Here is a 21,749-nt window from a genome sequence, read left to right on the forward strand (position 1 = left end):
CAACGGGTCATCGAACCGCCGTGGCTTTCCCGACGAGTCCCCGCACCTCCGATACCAGCTCCGACACCGTCACCGGAATCACGCTGATGATCGACGTGTGCCGGATCATGTAGCGCCCGTCGTCGGCGAAATCCACCCACTGCACACCGGTCGTTCCTTCGGTCAGCCTGCTGTCCGGTGCCGGGCCGGCGCACACCAGGATCTCGCCTGCACTGGACGGTGGACGGGAGAACAGACGCTCGTAGCGGTCGTCGTTGCTCGTGCGCGACATACTCTGCAGCAGAGGTGATCTGTCCGTGCCGCTCTCGGTGGCGGGCCGGTTCACATCGATCCGCGGGCCGGTGCCGCGCACCACATTCGGCAATACGTCCACGACGGCACGCACACCTCGGAAAGATTCCATCGTCTCCAGAGTGATGTCGCCGCCGGAGCGGTCGTCGATCCCGGGTGCCTGCGTCAGAACGACGGCTACGTCGTGTCCCACGGCTGCGTGCGCGCGCAGTTTCGTGTGCGCGGTGTCTCCGGTCCTCACGTGCCCGACGAGTTCCACCCGCACAACCGGCTCGACGATCGTCCGGATCGCGAAACGAAGATCCTCGTCCAGGATTTCGAGCGCGGCAGTCGTGGCCTCGTGACGTCTGCGGTGATAGTCGGCAGCGGAGTCGGCCATCGGACGATGCTGCAGGGGGAACGGCAGGCGGTCTCGCCCGGATTGCTCGAGAAGCATCCTGAACACGAGACCGTCGAGTGTCCAATGCCGAAGTGTCACTCTCCGAGCACCGGGGGTGCCACGAGCGGAAGCGATCCGATCAGTTCGTCTCCGTTCACCGCGTCGATCAGGTAACCGGGTGTCTGATGGACATCGTCGTCGCCACCGCCCCCTCCACCGCCCCCTCCGCGGCCCGCAGCAGGGGCCATGCCGCCCATACCCATTCCCGGGGTGCCGGGACGTCCAGCCGTCGCTCCGGCTGCACCACCGCCTCCGGCCGTCGCTCCGGCTGCACCGCCGCCTCCGGCCGTCGCTCCGGCTGCACCGCCGCCTCCGGCCGCTCCCAGTCCGCTCCCGGACGGGCCACCGACCGACGAACCTCCTCCCGGTCCGCCGAAGCCGCCTGCGCCCAGGCCGCCCGGACCCAGGCCGCCGCCACCGCGTACGCCGCCGGAGCCACCCGAACCGAATCGCGAGCCTGCGCCGTCACCTCCCGGCCGCCCACCGGAACCGCCCGGCGCGAGTGCTCCGCCGACCGGTGATCCCGCTGCTGCGCTGCTGGTGGAGGAGGGTGCGCCGGTGCCCTGGGCTCCGCCGTTTCCCTGCCCGGTACCGTACGAGCTCGAATTGGTTTGGCCCGCAGGCGATGCAGCGGATTCTGCAGGCGCCCAGCTCGACGCCTCCGTGGAGGGAGCCTGCTGTGTCGCGGGTGAGCCGGCGCCGCCTGGGGTCGCAGTACTCGTCCCAGCGCTGCCGGGACCGGCGCTGCCTCCGGACATACCGCTCCACCCGGAACCACCGGAATCCGGCCGAGACGCGTCAGGGGACGAAAAGGTAAGCCCCTCGGAACCGCTCAACGGATTCAGTGCGGGCGGAAGAACCGGAACCTGAACGGCCGCTTCGCGAATGACGGGCGCATACTGCGTCTTCATCACGGTACGAGCAGCCTCTTCCGCTTCTTCGTGGAGGTGTTGGAAACTCTTCAGGTCGCCGGGCAGCAGTGTTCTGGTGAGCCAGGATCCCACGTCGAAAATCTTCTCGCCGGTGCCATAGGGAACGGGCGGAGGCAGGGCCGCGCGGGTGGCGTTGACTCCGGCCGACGTCGCTTGAACTTTCTGTGAAAGACCGTCGGCGGCCAGCATCAATTCGCCTGCCGAGGTCGCGTAGCGATCGACACCCTGCCCGGCGGCCTCGGCCGCGACGCCCTGCCAGTTGGTCCCGACCTGGTTGGTCACCTTCAACGCGAAGGCGGCGGCGTCGGTTGCAGCGTCGTTGCCCAGGATTCGCCAGTTGCCGGACGTGGCGTCGATGTGCTCGGCCTGAAGCGCCTGCGCTTTGCTCCAGATGTCCTCGTGCGACATGACCTCGAACGGATCGTCATCGACGGCCCTGCCGTCGTACACCGCGGTGTACCCGAACTGCGCCATGGCGTTGTCTCTGATCTCGGCCCCGGCCTCGCGCGCCCGGTCGGAGCCACCATTGAGTGCGAGATCCATGCCGCGGGGGAGGCTGATCATCGATGCTGCCACCGCCTCCGCTGTGGCCGGCTCCGGATTCACCGCCCGCTCCGGTCAGGTCCGCTCGCGTGCATCCCCATGACTGCCCCCTGTAGTTGTCCAACCAGCTTCTACGCAACCCTTTGCCTAGTTGGACGCACCGGAGACGCTCACGGTTCCATGTGCTCCGCGATTCGCCCGAAAAACCAGTCGAGGATCTCCTCGCCCGCGCGTCCGCCGGTTGCGGTGGTGACGGTCAAGCCAGGTGGACGGAAGTTCAGTGCATCGAGTTCGCCGTGCGCGGGCCGAATGGCGTGGTCCGCAGCGAGCAGCATGTCCGCGTCGAGTGCGCCGTCACCGGCGGCGAGTGCGATGGATTCCGTCCTCAGAAGTCCGTCGTCGACGGCGCGGGTGCGGACCTCGGCGACTGCGCGGCTCTTGCTGACCACGTCGGGCATCGAGTAGATCTTGCGGCCCTGCTGAGAGACGTTCCATCCGCGCGCGGCGCACCACTGCGACCAGTCGTCCATGAACCCGGCGGGCACAGCGTCGGGCTCCACGACGAGGTAGCAGAACAGGTCGTCGGCGGTGCGTCGTTTCAGAACCCAGTCGCCGTCGGCGCGTGCCGCGAGTTCCTGCTGAACGGCCGGTAGGTCGACGTCGTCGAAGGAGGCGCGCCAGGAGGCGTCGGGCACGCCGTCGACCAGGATGTTGCCTCCGTTGCTGGTGATGGCGTACCGCCACGGTGCGCCGGGCAGATCGATCCTGTCGAACTGCTCGACGGTCCTCGTCGTCGTCGGGACAACGACTGCCTCGGAGGCCAGTTTCCGGAGTAACTCCGTCGAGCGCATGCTCATGTAGGACAACGGCCCGCCGGCGTACATCTCGACGCAGGTGACCGAGGCGTCTATCGGAAAACCCAGTGCTGCCGACGAATAGATCATCGTTCGATCCAGGTCCACCGAGATCAGGGCAGTGCTCACGTGACGTCCTTGATCAGTCCCATGCAGGAGTACGCGAGATCGGGAACTTCGACGACGGGCACCCCCCTCGCCTCGGCGAGCATCCGAATGTGCTTGTGCTCCGGAGCATTCAAATCACGTACCAGGACTCGCCAGGGAACGCGCCGCAGCAGGACCCTTGTCGTCTCGCCCACTCCGGGCTTGACGAAGTTGACGTGCGAGATGCCGAATTCCTCACGCACCTTCTCCACCGACGCCCACCCGGTCCACGTCGGCGTCCGATCCGACTCCCCGATCGTCGACGCCTCCGCGGTGGCCGCGTCGCGTACGTCGGCGAACTGTGCGGAGACGGTGTCGAGCAGGTGGTTGGACACGTCGTCGGCGGCGAGTTCTGCGTAGTACTTGGCTCCGTGGAAGTCGCCGTCGCGGATGAGATCTGCGTTGAGGACGGTGCGTGAGACGAGGCCGGACACGGTCGAGTTGAGGCAGGCCGACGCGATGAGGAAGTCGTCCCTGGTGCCGTAGGTTCTCGCGCAGTGGCCGGGGTCGGCCAGTACGGCGAGGTCGTCGTCGAAGTCGGCTCCGTCGAATTCGGCCAGTGCGGCCGAGAGTTCGCGCGCGATCGCGCCCTTGCCGGTCCAGCCGTCCACGAAGACGACCGAACGTGGGTCGTGGTGGTCGGAGAGGTATTTCAGTGCAACGGAGTCGATTCCGCGATCGCGCACGATCGACACGGCGTAGTGCGGGATCTCGATGCCGTGCATCTCGTGAGCCCAGCGACGCATCAGGATTCCGACCGGTGTGCCTGCGCGTGCAAGCGATGCGAGAACGATGTCGTGGCCCCGCTCGGCCAGTACGAGTTCGGTGACGGTGCCGACGGCAAGCGCCAATCGAGACGCGCTGTCGTGCAGCACTTCTTCGAACAGCTCGCGGTAGGCGGCATCGGGTTGGTACTCGACCGGCAACGATTCGGCGTAGTGGGCCGTACCTTCCTGGATCTTGCGCTCGCGTTCGGCGATGTCCGCTTCCAGCGAGATGTCGGAGAGGTCCTTCAGTAGCCACGTCACCTCGTTCGGTGCGTAGGACCCGAAGGCCGGTCCGGTCAGGGGTTCTGCCCGTCGGGACACGATGAGCCGCTGTGGGTCCGCACCCCGGACCACGACGACCAGGATGTCGGAACCGGATGCGGCCAGAACGTCGGCGACTCCGCCTGATGCGAACAGACGGTCGGTGTCCGCGGGTGCGTCGACGATCAGCACGATCTGTGCGTTCTTCGGCCCCGACGCGTTGTAGACGTACCGGTCCTGGGCTTCGCTGTCTTCCGGGGCGAGGAACTTGAACCCTCGGCGCAGGGGGTAGCTCGGCTCGTCGAGTACGTAGGCCGGCGATCGGGTGGTGGTCTGGAACAGTGCCGGATGGCCGCGGTCCGACAGTGCCGCTGCGACTTTCAGTGGAAGGTACATCAGTTCCTCGTGCCCGAGTACGACGACCGGCCGCCCGGGCTCGAGTGCCGATGCCACGGCGTCGGCGACCTCGGTGGTCGCAGTGAGGAACGACGCCGTGTCTCCGGCACGGAAACCGTGACGGCCACCGTCCGGAACGGTCTCCGGCCAGTGTGCGTCGATTCGGGTGATGGTGCCTGCGTGGTCGGCGACGGGGTTGTACGCCGGTTCCGGCAACGCGACGACGGAGTCGATCAGGTTGTCCGCCAGCGCGACACGGCCCTGGGCGAGGCTGACCGAGTCGAGCGTGACTCCCAGTTCGGCGGCCACGGCGGCGGATTCCGCGAGATGCTCGTCGGTGCGCATGTCCACGAGCGAGGCGATGACGTACCGGGTGCGTGGTGTCACGGCGTGGAGAGCTCGGACAGCGTCGAGTGCTGTTCTACCGGTGGATATCTCGTCGTCGACGAGAACGAGTGGCAGCTGTGGGTCGAGAACGCCCGGCGAGGTGGGCAACAGTTGGTGATCGGTGGCGTGGGAGTGGCCTTCCTGGAACTCGGCGTACACCCCGGTTCCCGGCACGTCTCGCCGCGTCGAGTGCAGGTAGCAGTGCGCGTTCAGGCGTGCAGCAACACAATGGCCGAGTCCAGTTGCGGTTTCCGCGAAACCGAGGACGTCGACGTCGGATCCGCCCACTGCTTCGAGAACCAGGTCTCCCAGTGCGTCGGCAGCACCGGTCACGACGGATGGATCGACCGGAATGTGTTTGCCGAGTACCTCCGACACCAGCAGGTGTGCTCGGCGGGGATTGCGCCGCAGTCCCGGTCGAACGAGCTCCTCGATGGTCCAGTCCGACGAGGTGTTCTTGGTGGTCAGGTGTATTCCCGAGGTCGGGTCGGTCATCGTTCTGCTAGCTCTTTCAGTAGTTCGACGAAGGTGATGCCCTCGTTGGTCACCCCGAACGCGCGGGCGCGCAGCAGGGTCTGATGCGCCCAGTTGCGGTGCGGGCCGAGCTCGTTCATCTTGTTTCCGTATCCGGACGCGCGCACACCGCCTGCGTCGGATTCCAGGATGTCGAGAGCGTCGTGGTATTCCTCGTGAGTGACAGCCGACAGCGCGTGCACCGCCGCTACGTGCGACGGATGGATGACGGTCTTTCCCTGAATTCCGTTGGCGCGGTCGAGGGCAACCTCGCGGAGCAGTGCGTCGAGGTCATGGCTGACGAGTTGGTGGCGGAAGCGCACGGCTTCCTGCTCGGCGAACGGTGTCTGGCGGAGCATGGGCCGGAACATGCGTTCGTGGTCGGCGAAGTACTCCCACACCGGTCCGGTGATGACGAACCCGGATTCGTTGCTCCGGCCCAGGTGGTTGACGATGGCGCTGATGACGTCGGCGACGACGCGGACGTCGTAGATGGTGAGGTCTCGGTCGCGGCGAATTCCGAACATTCCGCACATGTCGGTGGCTCCGATGCGCACGGCGAGGATCTGTTCTCGATGATTCTGCAGCAGAGCGCGGATCGCGACGAGCTCGGTATCGCGGGTTTCGCGGAACACCACCTCCGGTGACTCCAACACCGGCATCGAGAACAGGCGCCGGCCGAGGCGAGTGGAACCGCGAACGACCTCGTCGAGGAAGGCACCTCCTCGTGCGGCGGTGAACTTGGGAATCACGAACCCGGCCAACGCCGACGCGTCGGTGCGGAGCGAGGTGCAGATGCGTTCGATCTGCTGCGCGGTTCGTGCACGGACGAACACGAGCGAGCCGTGGACGTCGTCGGCGGCGAGGGCGTCGAGCGTCGCGACCGCGTTGTCGATCGCTTCTTCGAGGTTGTGATCGGCGACCGCGTCCTCGAGATCGATGACGAGCGAGCACACCCCCTCTGCACTGCGCTTGATCAACGTCTCGGTCAGGTCCGCGCGGGTCGCAGGCATGTAGAGGGTTGCTCCGAGACCGACGGCGACGAGGCCGAGATCGCCCGCGGTGTCGATCTTTTCCGGCGCGTGCAGGAACAGTCGATCCAGGACTGCCCCGTCGAGATGTCTGAAATGTTGCACCGAGATCCTTCGCAGGTAGTGACAGGTGATCTAGCGAGCCGAGCCGCGCATTCGGTCGATCACCCCGGAGATGAAGCCGGAAATACTTCTCAGGTCCTGGAGGTAGGACCAGTAGTCGGGGTGTGTTCCTGTCAGCGTTGCGGTTGCACGGTCGATTCGAGCCAGCTGAGCATCCAACACCGACCCCCATTCGGCAACCAGGGAACGATTGACGGCGAGCTGTTGTGCATCTCGTAACTTGAAGCGCACCGCGCGTTCTTCGCCCGTTGGGTCGAGTTTCACCTCGCGCAGCAGTTCCAGGCGTTCGGTGACGGCGTCGACCAGTTCCTCGGCGTCGGACAGGTGGCTACGCGCCTGGGCGATGTAGTCGAGCGCCTGCTCGGGGTTGGACGAGGAGAACGAGGCCCGGGCTGCGGACAGGTCCTCCTCGGCTTGCTCGATGTGCCGGGCGCTGTGCTGTTCGTTGTGCGACAGGTCCGCCGAGCTGGCGACGTTGAACTCGCGGAGCAATGCGGAGAAGGCGGGGGCGAGGCGGTCGAATCGGGTGCGAACCGCTTCGACTCTTGTTTTCACCGACGTCAGCGCAGCCCTCGCCTCGGCGGTGCGCCCTGGTGCCGCGGCAACTGCGGATTCCAGCTCTTCGGCGGCTTCCCGTACCGCCGCCGCGGCGGTACGGGCGCGCACGGCGTCGTTCGAGCTCATTGCGGTGTCGAGGTCAGCGACCGCGGTGTCGACGGCGCGCCACGCCGAGCGAATCGAGGGGTAGTCGATGAATGCAGGATCGGCCGATGCGACGGCCAGTTGGGCCTTCTCGGCCAGCGCTTTGGCGTCCTGAGCCAGTCGCGGTGTCGCGGCGAGCGCGGATCGTGCCTGCTCGAGGTCGTCGCGGTGGGCCGCGTAGAACCGGTCGACTGCTTTGGCTGCCTCGCCCAGCAGGTGTGCGGCGTTCTGGAATGCCGCTTGGGCCGGCCCGGTCACGATGCCGTCGTACTGTTCCATCGCCGCGAGGTATGCCGCGCCTGCGTCGAAGCAGGCCTTCTCGGCCGGTGCCCACGCGGCGGTCGGATCCCGATCGGGGTGCATCGAACGGACGGCGTCGACGCCGGACGACGCGATGGACTGGCGCTTGTCCATATCGAGAAAAGCAGCAACGGCCGTGCTCTGCGCCTGGGATGCTCGAGTCTCGCGCGCACGCGGATCCGTCTCGCCCGAGCGGCGGAAGAGTCCAGGTCGGCGACTTGTCACCAGCCCGATAGTACTGACGGGAACTTCGCGGTGTGTGGTGCGCGTTAGCGTTGTGAACCGAAGACGAAAGTGACCAATCGGGCACGCGAGACACTACGGTGTTCCTCGGAAGGGGAACTCACGGCGAAAGGAAAGTCATGGGCGTCAGCCTCAGCAAGGGCGGCAATGTCTCACTCACGAAGGCAGCTCCCAACCTGACCGCAGTCACGGTCGGCCTCGGATGGGACATCCGGTCGACGACCGGAACGGACTTCGACCTCGACGCCAGCGCCATCGCGCTCGGTGCCGACAAGAAGGCTCTCAGCGATCAGCATTTCGTGTTCTTCAACAACCTGAAGTCCCCCGACGGTTCCATCGAGCACACCGGTGACAACACCACCGGTGAAGGCGATGGCGACGACGAGCAGATCAAGGTGGACCTTGCCGCTGTGCCGCCGAACGTCGACACGATCACCTTCCCCGTGTCGATCTACGACGCCGACGCACGCTCGCAGTCGTTCGGTCAGGTTCGCAACGCGTTCATCCGCGTGATCAACCAGGCCGACCAGTCCGAGCTGGCCCGCTACGACCTGAGCGAGGACGCGTCGACGGAAACGGCCATGGTGTTCGGTGAGCTCTACCGCAACGGTGCAGAATGGAAGTTCCGCGCAGTGGGCCAGGGATACGCGTCCGGCCTCGCCGGAATCGCCCGCGATTTCGGAGTAAATGTGTAGTAAAGCCCAGGTCAAGATTGGGACTACCCCGCCTCTTCCCTCATGATTGAGGCGGGGTTTGTCGTGTTTGCACACAGCCCGGTTCGTCCCAATACCTGCGCCGGCTACAGAAAGGCCACACGCCCGTGGTTCTACGCATCTTCGGTTGGTCCATAGGCGTCACCATCGTCTCCGTGATCGTCGCCTTCCTCTACGGCGGCTGGCAGGCACTGTTCCTGGTGCTGATCCTCGGCGTTCTCGAGGTGTCGCTGTCCTTCGACAACGCGGTCATCAACGCCACCGTCCTTCGCCGCATGAGCGAGTTCTGGCAGAAGATCTTCCTCACCATCGGCATCATCATCGCTGTCTTCGGTATGCGCTTGCTGTTCCCGCTGGTCATCGTCTGGGCCGCGTCGGGTCTCGGCCCCGTCGCCGCCATCGATCTCGCCCTCAACCCGCCGCCGAACGACGCCGCGTACTTCGACGACGGCCGACCCAGCTACGAGACACTCCTGACCGACGCGCACCCACAGATCGCGGCGTTCGGCGGCATGTTCCTGCTGATGCTGTTCCTCGGCTTCATCTTCGAGGACCGCGAGATCACCTGGCTCAGCTGGCTCGAGAAGCCTCTCGCGAAGATCGGCAGGCTCGATCAGCTGTCCGTCGTCGTCGCCAGCATCATTCTCGTCCTGACGGCCGAGTTCCTCGCCGAGGACGAGAAGATCTCCACGGTCATGGTTGCCGGTGTGCTCGGCATGATCACCTACATCGCCGTCAACGGCCTCGGCGAGTTGTTCCACGTCGAGGAAGAGGGCGAGGAGGGCTCGGGCGGACCGAGCGAGCTTGCCAAGGCAACCGGCAAGGCCGGCTTCTTCCTGTTCCTCTACCTCGAGGTCCTCGACGCGTCGTTCTCGTTCGACGGTGTCATCGGCGCGTTCGCCATCACCGCGGATCCGATCATCATCGCTCTGGGCCTCGGCTTCATCGGCGCGATGTTCGTTCGGTCGATCACGGTGTTCCTGGTACGCAAGGGAACGCTCAGCGATTACGTGTACCTGGAGCACGGTGCACACTGGGCAATCGGTGCACTGGCGATCATCCTGATGGTCTCCATCGGCGTGCACATCAACGAGATCGTCACCGGGTTGGTCGGTGTGTTCTTCATCGGTGCAGCATTCATCAGTTCAGTGATGAGGAACCGAAAGCTCGAAGCCGCAGGCACCGACACACACCTGCACGTGTAGTCCTCACCAATCGTCGAGCTTCGTATGGCCGTCCTGTAGCGCACGCGCGAACAGGGCGGCCTTCGTCGGTGCAGGCCTGCCCACGGCGGAGTACTTCTGACGAATCCGGGTCAGGTGAGTGTTGATGGTTCCCACGGAGATGTGGACGGATGCGGCCGCGACGGTTTTCGAGTCCGACGCGAACCAGGCGATCATCACTTCCACTTCCCGCGCGCTGAGCGGTGGTCTGCGATACACGTGCTTACTACGTTCTCCGATCGGTGAAACGGACGTCGGTGGTTGCGTACGCATCGGTGCAACGAACACGGAAAATTACCCCCAGACGAGAAGAATCCCGGACTTGAAAAACCATCCTTGAAAAACCATCGATGACGCCCGACCGCCGTGGTCCGATCCTGTAGCCGGAACGGCGGTCTGGCCAGTCCAACCAGGGGGTCCGTACAGGTCAATACACCGGAACCCGCTTCGACCACCGTAAAACCGACCGTTCGCTTATAGTTCCGCCATGACAGCGGTGCAGCCCGATCCCCGCACCATCACCACCAAGGCCGAACTGACCGCAGGCCTGCGCTCGGTGCGGGAGAACTCGGGCAAGACGTATCGAGAACTGGTGAAGCTGTCCGGTGCCCTCCACGGCACCATCAGCGGATGGTTCTCCGGCCAACACCTTCCGATGGACGCCAGCGCCGACATGTTCGACAGGGTCCTCCGCGAGTGCGGCGTCGGCGACGCGGACGAACGCGCTCTGTGGTGGGACGCCGTCGTCCGGGTGCGACCCGCGTCGGGCAAGCGCCCCGACCGCAGCCGGGCGCCGTACAAGGGCCTCGAATCGTTCGAGGCGTCGGACGCGGAATGGTTCTTCGGGCGGTCCGACGTCGTCGCCGAGCTCAGCGAGAAGGTACGTCGCGTCGCCGACGACGGGGGCGGGGTCGTCTTCGTCCTCGGGGCGTCGGGATCGGGTAAGTCGTCGGTACTGCGGGCGGGCTTGGCGGCATCGCTCGGCGGCGCCGGGGTGAACGGTGCTCGGGTGCACACGGGACTGTCCGGCATCGAAGCCTGGGTGGCGACGGCAACCACGAGTTTCGATCCGACGGACCGAACGGACGGCAGTGTCGTGGTCCTCGACCAGGTCGAGGAGTTGTGGACGCTCGCCGGCTCGGATCGGCGGCACGCCGTTCTGGCTGCGGTGCAGCTGAAGGTTGTGGCGGGTGCCGTCGTCGTGATGGGTCTGCGCGCCGACTTCTATCAGAACGCGGTGGCCGAGGACGTCCTGAGGCTCGGCCTCGTCGACAATCCGATCGTGCTCGGTCGCCTTCGTCCGGACCAGCTGCGTGACGCCATCGTCGAGCCCGCGCGCAAGGCCGGAATCGGCGTCGACGACGCACTGCTTCGGACCTTGTTGTCCGAGATGGAGCCGTCGGGCACGGTGTTCGCCCACGATCAGGGTGCACTCCCGATGCTGTCGCACGCACTGCTCGCGACGTGGTCGACCGCGACGGGTCCGACGATGACCGTCGACGACTACTTCTCCACCGGCGGGATACCGGGGGCTGTCGGCCAGTCCGCCGAGGCCGTCTACTCGTCCCTCGACCCGGCTCAGCAGAACGCCGCCGCCCTGGTCTTCGTGCGATTGGTCAACATCGAGGACGACGTCCTGACGCGTCGACGCGTGGACAGCGGTGAACTTCTCCGCGGGGAAGGCACCGACGCCGACGTCGACGTGGTGGTGGAGCGTTTCGCAGCGGCGCGTCTGCTCACCGTCGAGGAGGACTCGGTATCGGTGACACACGAGGTACTGCTGACGGCATGGGATCGGCTTCGCCGGTGGATCGACGGTGACCGGCAGTGGCATCTGGTGCATCGGCGCCTCACCGACGCTGCGGTGCTGTGGGATCACAGTGGGCGCGATTCGACGGTGCTTCTGCCCGCGAGTCGCCTCGATGCCCTGCACGATTCGCTCGCCGAGGGCGATCGGGAGGGCGACCTCAACGTCGTCGAACGGGACTATCTCGCCGCGAGCGAGAGGCGAGTCGATCACACCGAGTCTCAGCGGCGCCGGCGTCGGAGAGTGCTCGAGGTGTTGACGGCGGCGCTGGCAGTGCTGACGGTCGTGGCGGTGGTGTCGGCGGTGGTCGCGTTCTCGGCGAGCAGCGATGCCGACGACAGGCGTGTCGAGGCCGAAGCAGCGTTGGCGGGTCAGTTGGCGGGCTCGGCCGAGCGGTTCCGCACGCTCGACCCGGGCCTGTCGGTGCATCTGGCACTTGCCGCGTACGAGATCGATCCGGCGACGGCAGCGAGATCGGCGCTGCTCGACGCGTCCGCGGTGCATGCTCCCGTCCGGCTTCCCGGCGTGTCGGGCGAGACCGTTGCCCGAGTCGATTCCACCGGTGAGATTCTCGCCGTTGCGGGCGCCGACGGTACGGTCCGGTTGTGGTCGCTCGGTGCACCGGCTCGGGCTCGCGGGACCATCGATGTCGGAGAACCGGGCAGCGCGCTCACCGTCGAGTTCGCGTCGACGAGCCGGACTCTCGCGGTATCGGGTGCGTCGGGAACAAGCCTGTGGGACATCGCCGACGTCGATTCGCCGGTGCTCCTGTCAGCCGTCGGCGACGAGGCGACGACGGCGAAATCGATGGCATTCGCTCCCGACGGATCGTCGTTGGCCCTGGTGTCCGGCGACGGTGCCGTCTCGGTGTGGAACGTGGCCGACCCGGCGGCGCCCACTCTCGCCGTCGTTCCGGCGACGTCGGTCCCGGTGAATGCCGTGGCGTTCTCGCCCGACGGAACGGCGCTGGTCACGGCGGGCAAGGCTCGTGGGTTGCAGGTGTGGGAGATGCCGGCGCTGACCACGACGTCCTTCGAGATTCCGTCGGACGGCGGCACCTACGACTACCTGTCGGTGACGTACTCCCCGGACGGTCGCACGATCGCTGCAGGAACGACAGGTCGAGACGTGGCGCGTTGGACCGTCGAACCCGGTGGTCGCCTCGCCGGACAGACACCGCTGACCGGCTTCACCAGTTACGTCAACGACGTGGCATTCGACGGCACCGGATCGGAACTCGCCGCCGTCAGTTCCGACAACTCGATCAAGACGTGGGACGCCGCGACGGGTGTTCTACGTGAAACATTGCCGGGATCGACGGTGGTCATGTCGGTCGACTACGCACCGGACGATTCCGCTCTGATCACGGCGGGGCAGGACGGGGTCACCCGCGTGTGGCCGCTGCCGGGACCGGTGATGCCAGGACAGACCGACACGGTCTTCATCAACCCGACGGACGGCAGCGGAACACGAGTCCTCGCCGGCGTCGGTTCGCGCGGCGACGGCCTCAGGCTGTGGGATGTCACAGATCCGGACCGACCGATCGTGTCCGAGCGCCCGCTGTCCCCGACCACCGGCGACCCGCTGACGGGTGCGGCGGCACTGTCGTGGGACGGATCGTTGGCCGCAGGCGGCACATCGTCGGGAGCGTTCCAACTGTGGGACGTCCGGGCGCCGCAGAATCCGATTCCGCTCGGCACCCCGCACGCCGCCGTCGACTCGCTCGTAGGCGTGTTGGTCTTCACCCGTACCGGTGATCTGCTGGCCGTGTCCCCGCAGAACACACCTGACGTCGAACTCTGGGACGTTCGCGATCCGTCACGGCCCACACGGCTGTCCGGCTTCGACGTCGGCAACAATCCGCAGGTCATGGCCTTCAGTCCGGACGGACGAACTCTGGCTGTTCCGACGCTGAACGACGAAGTCGAACTGTGGAACGTCAGCGACCCGGCGGCCCCGGTCAAGGTGTCGACCGTCGCGGGCTTCTCCGGCGACGCGCAAGCAACAGCGTTCTCACCCGACGGACGAATGCTCGCCGCGGGCAGTGCGGACCACACGCTTCGGCTGTGGGACGTCGCCGATCCGACGACGCCGCGCCACGTCGCCCAGATCGTCGGTCCGCGGGAGGCGGTGTATTCGGTGGCGTTCGATCCGAGTGGCACCAGACTCGTTGCAGGCGTCGACGGTCAGTCGATGTGGATGTGGGACATCTCCGACCCGTTCGATCCGACGACGTTCGCCACGCTGACCGCCTACGGCAACCGCGTCAACGACGCCGTGTTCACCGCCGGCGGCGCCGCAGTGATCGGCGGTGGACCGGAGAAGGACCTACGAGTGTGGCGGACCGATCCCGAGGACGTGGTCGAAAGGATCTGCGCCGGTGGAGGATCGACGATCACCCGGGAGGAATGGGATCAGTATCTCCCGGGATCGCCGTTCCGCGAGCTGTGCTGATTCGCGAGCTGTGCTGATTCGTGAGTTCGGCAGACGGTGGGCGTCAGAGATCGGCGATGTCGATCAGGCCGTCCTGAAGGGCACGGGCAACGAGTGATGCCTTGGTGGACGCAGTACGGCCGACGGCGGCGTACTTCGCGCGAATACGAGTGAGATGAGTGTTGACGGTTCCCAGCGACAGGAACAGCGACTTCGCGACCTCGACCTTGGAGTCGCACTTGATCCAGCCGGTGAGCACCTCGATCTCGCGCTGGGTGAGCATGGGCCGAGGGAGAAACGGTCCGGTTGCGCGCGATCCGCCGGTCGGAGGCAGCTGGATGGGCGGTGGGACGAGAGACATGGTCCGTCGCGGGACTGCGGTGCCGAGCCCGCTGCCCGTACTCGAGGCCGAAGCGTCGAAGGCTGAAGCGTCGAAAGCTGAGGCGTCGATGCTGACTGTCATGTGAATTCTCCCCGAGGTTCCAGCGGTTGTGGTCTGGCACAACCATTCGCGTAAATGATCTTCACAGTTGACTGCCAGGTTTGTCTGCCCTGAAAACTAGGGGCATTGAAACGACAACCATGTACACGGCGTGCACTGTGACCGAGATGACGTACAGGCGCGGTGGCCGTCAATTCTGGTTCGGTGGCTCCGGCATCGGGAGCCAGCCGTCTTCGACCGCCCGCTTGTAGAGATCGGTCTTGGTCGGTGCGGGCCTGCCTGCCTCGGCGTACTTGTTTCGGATACGCACGAGGTAGTCGTTGACCGTCTGCTCGGACAACCCGGCCAGCCGGGCGACGCGAGCAGCTTTCTCCCCGGACGCGTACAGCGCCAAGACTTCGCGTTGGCGTGGGCTGAGTCCGACGTCGGGAAGATGCGGATCGCCGTCGATGGCCGCGGCCCAGTCGGTCGTGACCACCTGGCCGCCCGCCGCTGCCCGGCGAATTGCCGACACGATCGCGGCTGCGGGTTCCGACTTACGGACGACGCCGAGCACGCCAGCCCTCGCAGCGGAGCGCACGAGGAACGGGTTCTCGGCACCGGTGTAGACGAGGACCTGCACGCCGACGGAGTGCAGCTTCTCGACGTTGGACCTCGGTGAGGAACCGTCGCCCAGCCGAAGATCGAGTACGACGAGATCCAGCCGCTGGCCGAGTCCGACGAGCTCGTCGACGGTGGTGGTCACGGCGACGAGCTCGAGATCGGCTTCGCCGGACAGAATCGCGCGGAGACCGACCGCGACGGACTCGTGATCCTCGACCAGGCCGATCCGTCGGCGGGCTGTCGTGGTGTCGCGCACTGTGTCGGCGACCATCGACGTCGGCGCTGATTGCTGTACTGCCACTGGCTGCGTCGCTGTCGACGGCAGTGTCTCTGCCGCGATGTGCGGTGTCGTCGCCCCCGGAACCACTGTCATTGCCCCACCTCTGATGTTTCAACCGAGGTGAACTCGGCTGCCTGAGTCGAATGTCGAACAACGCGACCGGTTCGTTACGTCAGTGGTGTGGAACGGGGAGAAGTCAGGGAGCTCGGTCAGGGAGCAGCGGATGTCGACGTCGTCGACGAGGCGGGAACGTCGGGCGCCGGGACGTCGCTGCCGGAACGGGACGCATCGAAGCGCGGCCGCGCTCGCGCGAACACGAAGAACGCAACGACCAGCAGTACGGCGCGACCCCACACACCGAATTCGACGAAGAATTCCTCGGTGCCTGCATCGGTGCCCTGGGCGAGCGCGGCAAAGTATCGGAAGACGCCGATGCCCATCGACAGATCGGCCACCAGGTAGGCGGCGACCAGAGCCCACGGGACCCGGAGCAGTACGAAGAACGGGATGAGCCACAACGTGTACTGAGGCGAATGGACCTTGTGGAGCAGCAGAAATCCGCACAGCATCGATCCGCTGACAGCCACCCACGGATACACGTGCTCGGTACTCGCGCGTCGCACACCGATCCACAGCGCAAGACCGAACGCCGCGAACACCAGAAGGGGCGACAGGATGTCGACGGTGTTCTGGAACGCGGTCTCGGCTTGCTCGTGACTTTCCGCCGTCATCGCGTCGGTCACCCACAGTTGCCGCAGACCCCAGTACCAGATCGAGTTCGTGGTGATGTCGGCTTGTCGCAGACTCTGGAACGCGAACGAGGCCTTCCAGCCCTCGTATCCGAGGACCGCGAAGGGAAGATTGACGACGACGACGGTCCCTGCCGCGGCGGCCAGCACGGACAGTGCGCCGCGGATGTCCAGCTTGGTTCCCGGCACTCGGCCCGTCGCACCGCCGTACGCGACGTAGGCGGCGAGCGGGAGAACGAAGGCGCCTGGGTACAGCTTGAGACAGAAACCCACTCCCAGCAGTATCGCCGCGAGAACGGCCTTCACCCGCAACGACATCCGCATGCTCATCACGAACACTGCGCCGACGGCCGTCGCGACCACCGGCAGTTCCCAGTTGTGGAACGCGTACATGATCAACGGCGGACCCACCGACCACAGCAATGCGGACTTCCCCGCCAGTCGGCCCAGCATCCACGCCGTGATCAGCCCGAACGGCGCGAGAAGCAGAGCCGTGTAGAGCAGGAACTCGGCGTCGGTGTGGGCCGGTACTGCGCCGAGCCACATCAACACCCCGCTCAGCACGGGGTACTCGACCGTTCCACCCGTCAACACTCCGTTGGAGGTGATCGCACCGTGAAGGTAGGGGAACACGTGGTTGTCGATGTCGCGGCCGAGCCACAGGAACTGAATGTCCGAGTAGCAGACCCAACTGTCCTTGACGGCGTCGAACGTCGTGCTCCGGCCGTTGTCGTAGAACGGGGCCACGGCACATCTGGCCTTGTTGAGGTAGCCGAGAATCAACGTCAGCGCACAGGACGCGACCAGGACGATCATCGTCGACGTCGACGCGGCGGCCGATGGCAGGCGACGCCCACGAGACGACCGTCCACCCGGATGCATGAGGTAAGCCTAGGACGAGCCGAGGCGGTCGTCGGAACCGTCGTCTGATTTCGCAGGTCAGGGCATGGCCGTGTACCCTCCAAGGGTTGCTGACGCAACGACCCTCCTGCCACGGATCGTCCGTGGCCGTTTTCACTCAGTCCACAGGAGGTGATGAGGTCTTATGCGTCATTACGAATTGATGGTCATTCTCGACCCCAATCTGGACGAGCGCACTGTCGCTCCGTCGCTCGATACGTTCCTCAACGTCGTTCGCAAGGACGGCGGCAGCGTCGACAAGGTCGACGTCTGGGGCAAGCGTCGTCTGGCCTACGAGATCGCCAAGCACGCCGAGGGCATCTACGCCGTTGTGAACATCAACGCCGCGCCTGCCACCGTCAGCGAGCTCGACCGCCAGCTCGGACTCAACGAGTCCGTTCTGCGCACGAAGGTCCTGCGACAGGGCAAGTAATTGTCGTTGCTCGCCTCTAGGCTGGCATCAACAAAGACTTACTACTGAAAGAGGAACCATGGCAGGCGAGACCGTCATCACCGTCGTCGGGAACTTGACGGCAGATCCAGAACTTCGTTTCACCCCGGCCGGTGCGGCCGTGGCCAACTTCACCGTTGCGTCCACACCGCGCACGTTCGACCGTCAGTCCAACGAATGGAAAGACGGAGACGCACTCTTCATGCGCTGCAACATCTGGCGTGAAGCTGCGGAGAACGTGGCCGAGAGCTTGACCCGAGGGGCACGCGTCGTCGTGACCGGCAGGCTCAGGCAGCGTTCGTACGAAACGCGTGAAGGCGAGAAGCGGACTGTTGTCGAGCTCGAAGTCGACGAGATCGGTCCTTCGCTTCGCTACGCCACCGCCAAGGTCAACAAAGCCAATCGTGGTGGAGGTGGCGGAGGCGGCGGCTTCGGTGGTTCCTCGGGTGGATCGGGCGGCGGACGCTCGAACTCCAATTCGGGATCCAATTCCGGTGGAGACGACCCTTGGGGCAGTGCCCCGCAGGCGTCGGGCTCCTTCGGTGGGTCTCGCGGTGGGGACGACGAGCCTCCGTTCTAGATCCTTCGTGATCGAGAACAATCAGACGTAACGGAGAAAGACCATGCCGAAACCGCCATTGCGCGACAAGGTGCTCAAGAAGAAGGCGTGTTCCTTCTGCAAGGAAAAGAACACACAGATCGACTACAAGGACACGACGCTGCTGCGTAAGTACGTCAGCGACCGCGGAAAGATCCGCGCGCGTCGAGTCACCGGCAACTGCGTCCAGCATCAGCGTGACGTGGCCGTTGCCGTGAAGAACTCGCGTGAGGTAGCTCTGCTGCCTTACGCCGCGACGGCACGATAAGAAAGGAGCGATCATCATGAAGCTGATCCTCACCGCTGATGTGGACAACCTCGGTGCGCCCGGCGACACCGTAGAGGTCAAGGACGGATACGGCCGCAACTTCCTGCTGCCCCGTGGACTGGCCATTCAGGCCACCCGCGGAGCTCAGAAGCAGGTCGAAGGCATCCGCCGCGCTCAGGAAGCTCGCGCCGTTCGCGGCCTCGAGCACGCCAACGAGCTCAAGCAGGCCATCGAAGGCCTCGAGTCGGTTTCTCTGTCGGTCAAGACCGCAGGTGACTCGGGCAAGCTGTTCGGCTCCGTGACGGCCTCGGACGTCGCGTCTGCCATCAAGGCAGCCGGCGGACCGGTCGTCGACAAGCGCAGCATCGATCTCCCCAAGGCTCACATCAAGGCAACGGGCAAGCACGACGTCGTCGTGAACCTGCACCCCGATGTGGCTGCGAAGTTCAAGCTGGAGGTCGTCGGAAGCTGATTCAAGCTTCTGGCCCGATACGGCTGGGAAAAGCCCCACGAACCTTGGTTCGTGGGGCTTTTTTCGTGGTTTGTCACAAAAAACATACTGCGGCAACGGTTTTCAATTGTGAGGAGACTCTCATCGCGGGCGCGTGACCGAAGGTTTGCGTACCCTTTAACGAGGGGCGACAGAAGCACACAGATGTGCGTACGCGACACGCAAACGACCGACCAGACGCCTAGACGCCCGGAGGAACTGCCGTGACCACGACAGTCGACAAAGATTCATCGGACAGCGAGTCATCAACGAAGGGGTCCGAGTCTCCATCTCGGATCGGGAGCATTCTGAAATTCGACGTACCGGCATCGCTGGTCGTATTCCTTGTGGCGGTGCCACTTTCGATCGGTATCGCAGTTGCATCGGGTGCGCCCGTGATGGCCGGACTGATCGCAGCCGTGATCGGCGGCATTCTCGCCGGCGCACTGGGTGGATCGCCGCTGCAGGTCAGTGGGCCGGCCGCAGGTCTGACCGTGGTGGTGGCCGAGCTCGTCAATCAATTCGGTTGGGCCGTAACGTGCCTCATCACCGTTGGTGCAGGTGCGGTCCAGATCCTGTTGGGTCTGAGCCGAATTGCCCGGCACGCGCTGGCCATCTCACCGGTGGTGGTGCATGCCATGCTTGCCGGAATCGGTGTAACCATTGCGCTGCAACAGATTCACGTTCTGCTCGGTGGTGAATCCGAGAGCTCGGCGGTCGAGAATCTGCTGGCCATCCCCACGTCGGTTGCCGACGGCCAGTGGCCGTCCATCCTCGTCGGTGGCGTCGTCATCGCGTTGATGTTGCTGTGGCCGAGGCTGCCGGGCGCAGTGTCGAAGGTGCCCGGTGCGCTCGTGGCTGTCGTAGCGGCTACCGGCTTGTCCGTCGTTCTCGATCTGAACGTCGAACGAATCGACCTGCCAGGCAACCTGATCGAGGCGTTGAGCCTCCCCGCGCTTCCCGAAGGCCAGTGGGCAGGCGTTGCCACCGGTGTTCTGACCATTGCACTGATCGCCAGCGTCGAGAGCCTGCTCTCCGCCGTGGCGGTGGACAAGATGCACACCGGACCGCGCACCAACTTCGACCGCGAACTGCTCGGGCAGGGTGCGGCCAACATGGTCTCCGGCGCCGCAGGTGGTCTCCCCGTCACCGGTGTGATCGTGCGCAGTTCCACCAACGTCAAGGCCGGAGCCAAGTCGCGTGCGTCGGCGATCCTGCACGGTCTGTGGATTCTGGTCTTCTCCGTTCTCTTCATCTCGGTCGTCGAACTGGTTCCGTTCGCCGCACTCGCCGGTCTGCTGGTCATGATCGGTGTACAGCTGATCAAGTTGGCGGACATCAGGATTGCCCGCAAGACGGGTGACATCGCGGTGTACGCGGTCACCGTTCTCGGCGTGGTCGCACTGAACCTGCTCGAGGGCGTGCTCATCGGATTGGCGCTCGCCATCTTCCTGGTTCTGCGACGCGTCGTGTGGGCGCACGTGCACGCCGACGAGACAGTCGACGGTTCCTGGCGTGTACACATGCAAGGTTCGCTGAGCTTCCTGTCGCTTCCTCGCCTGACCCACGTGTTGTCCTCCGTACCAAGCGGTTCGAAAGTCAACATGGAACTCGCCGTCGACTTCCTCGACCACGCAGTGCACGAACATCTGCACGAATGGGTGCGTCAGCACGAACTCGGTGGCGGCACGGTACAGATCGAAGAGAACGGATCCGCCTCGCTCGCAGCCGCAGCCGAAGCACCGCCGAAGCGCGGACTCGCAAGCGTCCGTGGCTCGTTGGCCCCGTGGTCGGCATGGCAGCTGAAGGAAGACAGTGCGGTCGACGACAACCCACCCGCACTGCGACCGGTCCTGTCCGGCGTCGCCGAGTACCACCGGACACACGCGGAGGCCATCAAACCCCACCTGCAGGGTCTCACCGAATTCCAGGACCCGGACACGTTCTTCCTGTGCTGCGTCGACTCGCGGGTCATGCCCAACACCATCACCAGCAGCGGACCGGGTGACCTTTTCACGGTGCGGAACATGGGCAACATGATTCCCGCACAGGGTCAGGACACCTCGGTGGAAGCCTCGCTCGCCTACGGAGTCGACGTCCTCGGCACCAGCTCGGTCGTCGTCTGCGGTCACTCCGGCTGTGGTGCGATGAAAGCTGTCCTCGCCGGACCGGACAAAGCAGGCGACGAACGCGTCGTCGAATGGCTCGAACACGGCCTCGCAAGCCTCGAGGCCTACCGAAGCGGGCACCCCGTCGGACGCGCAGCCGCAGAACTCGGCTTCTCCGAAGGCGACCAACTCGCCATGGTCAACGTCGCCGTGCAGCTGCAGACCCTCACGCGACACCGCGTCGTCGGTCGCGCCTCCGCAGAGGGCAAACTGAGGGTCACAGGGCTCTTCTTCGACATCCCCACCGCCCGCGTCCTCCAAATCAGCACCAAGGACATCACCGTCCTCGATGTAGCCGAGGCTCAGCCCGTCTAACCCGCTCGGCCTTCGGGCCGTTGTCCCGTCCCACGCCCCACGCCCCCATTTCGGACCGAATGTACCGTCCGGTCACTCAGAGTGACCGAACGCCACATTGGGTCCGGATGGGGGCGTGTGTCGTTGGCCCGGGTTCGTGAGCGAACGTGCCGTTTGGTCCGTCTGACTGACTGGAGCTCACTTTCGCTCCGGGGCGGGAGGCTGGGGTTCGTGAGCGAACGTGCCGTTTGGTCCGTCTGACTGACTGGAGCTCACTTTCGCTCCGGGGCGGGAGCCTGGGGTCCGGAGCGAACGTGCCGTTTGGTCCGTCTGACTGACTGGAGCTCACTTTCGCTCCGGGGCGGGGGCGGGGCGGTGCACGGCGGGGTGTTACGGGCGGA

The 21,749-nt window shown here is 65.3% G+C and carries 18 protein-coding genes; 8 read left to right on the forward strand and 10 right to left on the reverse strand.

Annotated features, from left to right (window positions below; genetic code table 11):
- Window positions 1-7: 7 nt before the first annotated feature.
- From ACFULT_RS01820 to ACFULT_RS01845, 6 genes are all read right to left on the reverse strand, one after another.
- Window positions 8-769: an ESX secretion-associated protein EspG gene (locus tag ACFULT_RS01820; protein WP_037109804.1), complete on the reverse strand. Its 762-nt coding sequence runs from the start codon at window positions 767-769 to the stop codon at window positions 8-10.
- Window positions 766-2,268, reverse strand: a complete 1,503-nt coding sequence (locus ACFULT_RS01825) for a hypothetical protein (RefSeq protein ID WP_378480458.1) — start codon at window positions 2,266-2,268, stop codon at window positions 766-768. Before ACFULT_RS01825 ends, ACFULT_RS01820 begins: the two co-directional genes overlap by 4 nt.
- Before the next feature lie 107 nt (window positions 2,269-2,375).
- Window positions 2,376-3,188: an HAD family hydrolase gene (locus tag ACFULT_RS01830; protein WP_378480459.1), complete on the reverse strand. Its 813-nt coding sequence runs from the start codon at window positions 3,186-3,188 to the stop codon at window positions 2,376-2,378.
- Window positions 3,185-5,512, reverse strand: coding sequence for a phosphoribosyltransferase (locus tag ACFULT_RS01835; RefSeq protein ID WP_378480460.1), 2,328 nt, complete (start codon window positions 5,510-5,512; stop codon window positions 3,185-3,187). Before ACFULT_RS01835 ends, ACFULT_RS01830 begins: the two co-directional genes overlap by 4 nt.
- Entirely contained in the window at window positions 5,509-6,666 is a 1,158-nt protein-coding gene (locus ACFULT_RS01840) for an HpcH/HpaI aldolase/citrate lyase family protein (protein WP_378480461.1), read from the reverse strand. Before ACFULT_RS01840 ends, ACFULT_RS01835 begins: the two co-directional genes overlap by 4 nt.
- A gap of 30 nt (window positions 6,667-6,696) precedes the next feature.
- A complete protein-coding gene (locus ACFULT_RS01845; protein WP_094720070.1) occupies window positions 6,697-7,800 on the reverse strand; it encodes a hypothetical protein in 1,104 nt (367 codons plus the stop codon).
- Between the two features lie 248 nt (window positions 7,801-8,048).
- Between ACFULT_RS01845 and ACFULT_RS01850 the strand changes: the two genes are divergently transcribed.
- Together ACFULT_RS01850 and ACFULT_RS01855 are read left to right on the forward strand one after the other, a co-directional pair.
- The gene (locus ACFULT_RS01850) at window positions 8,049-8,624 is read left to right on the forward strand and encodes a TerD family protein (protein ID WP_019665152.1); all 576 of its coding nucleotides are present in this window, start codon (window positions 8,049-8,051) and stop codon (window positions 8,622-8,624) included.
- A 125-nt stretch (window positions 8,625-8,749) separates the two neighbouring features.
- Window positions 8,750-9,847, forward strand: a complete 1,098-nt coding sequence (locus tag ACFULT_RS01855) for a DUF475 domain-containing protein (protein ID WP_037109792.1) — start codon at window positions 8,750-8,752, stop codon at window positions 9,845-9,847.
- 3 nt (window positions 9,848-9,850) lie between these two features.
- Here the strand turns inward: ACFULT_RS01855 and ACFULT_RS01860 are convergent, their stop codons facing one another.
- Window positions 9,851-10,138, reverse strand: a complete 288-nt coding sequence (locus ACFULT_RS01860; protein ID WP_052059261.1) for a LuxR C-terminal-related transcriptional regulator — start codon at window positions 10,136-10,138, stop codon at window positions 9,851-9,853.
- 214 nt (window positions 10,139-10,352) lie between these two features.
- Between ACFULT_RS01860 and ACFULT_RS01865 the strand changes: the two genes are divergently transcribed.
- Window positions 10,353-14,126 carry a hypothetical protein gene (locus ACFULT_RS01865; protein ID WP_378480462.1) on the forward strand — a complete coding sequence of 1,258 codons (3,774 nt, stop codon included), beginning with the start codon at window positions 10,353-10,355 and terminating at the stop codon, window positions 14,124-14,126.
- 43 nt (window positions 14,127-14,169) lie between these two features.
- Here ACFULT_RS01865 and ACFULT_RS01870 read toward each other — a convergent pair whose 3' ends face one another.
- From ACFULT_RS01870 to ACFULT_RS01880, 3 genes are all read right to left on the reverse strand, one after another.
- Complete coding sequence (locus ACFULT_RS01870) at window positions 14,170-14,568, reverse strand: response regulator transcription factor (RefSeq protein WP_037109786.1); 399 nt, start codon at window positions 14,566-14,568, stop codon at window positions 14,170-14,172.
- Between the two features lie 169 nt (window positions 14,569-14,737).
- The gene (locus ACFULT_RS01875; protein WP_170945212.1) at window positions 14,738-15,421 is read right to left on the reverse strand and encodes a response regulator; all 684 of its coding nucleotides are present in this window, start codon (window positions 15,419-15,421) and stop codon (window positions 14,738-14,740) included.
- A 218-nt stretch (window positions 15,422-15,639) separates the two neighbouring features.
- Window positions 15,640-16,995: a glycosyltransferase family 87 protein gene (locus ACFULT_RS01880; protein WP_378480893.1), complete on the reverse strand. Its 1,356-nt coding sequence runs from the start codon at window positions 16,993-16,995 to the stop codon at window positions 15,640-15,642.
- Between the two features lie 229 nt (window positions 16,996-17,224).
- Here ACFULT_RS01880 and rpsF point away from each other — a divergent pair, with 229 nt between their 5' ends.
- The 5 genes from rpsF (at window position 17,225) to ACFULT_RS01905 (ending at window position 21,369) form a co-directional block, all read left to right on the forward strand.
- Window positions 17,225-17,512, forward strand: coding sequence for a 30S ribosomal protein S6 (rpsF, locus tag ACFULT_RS01885; protein ID WP_026347802.1), 288 nt, complete (start codon window positions 17,225-17,227; stop codon window positions 17,510-17,512).
- 58 nt (window positions 17,513-17,570) lie between these two features.
- Window positions 17,571-18,110 (forward strand): single-stranded DNA-binding protein, encoded by a 540-nt coding sequence (locus ACFULT_RS01890; RefSeq protein ID WP_019665160.1) that lies wholly within the window; start codon window positions 17,571-17,573, stop codon window positions 18,108-18,110.
- Window positions 18,111-18,153: 43 nt separating this feature from the next.
- Window positions 18,154-18,396: a 30S ribosomal protein S18 gene (gene rpsR / locus ACFULT_RS01895; RefSeq protein ID WP_019665161.1), complete on the forward strand. Its 243-nt coding sequence runs from the start codon at window positions 18,154-18,156 to the stop codon at window positions 18,394-18,396.
- A 16-nt stretch (window positions 18,397-18,412) separates the two neighbouring features.
- Entirely contained in the window at window positions 18,413-18,868 is a 456-nt protein-coding gene (gene rplI / locus ACFULT_RS01900; RefSeq protein ID WP_019665162.1) for a 50S ribosomal protein L9, read from the forward strand.
- A 242-nt stretch (window positions 18,869-19,110) separates the two neighbouring features.
- On the forward strand, window positions 19,111-21,369 hold the full coding sequence (locus ACFULT_RS01905) for a bifunctional SulP family inorganic anion transporter/carbonic anhydrase (protein ID WP_037109781.1): 2,259 nt from the start codon (window positions 19,111-19,113) through the stop codon (window positions 21,367-21,369).
- The last annotated feature ends 380 nt before the right edge of the window (window positions 21,370-21,749 follow it).

The sequence above is a fragment of the Rhodococcus sp. NPDC057297 genome, assembly GCF_042667435.1.
Lineage (GTDB): Bacteria > Actinomycetota > Actinomycetes > Mycobacteriales > Mycobacteriaceae > Rhodococcoides.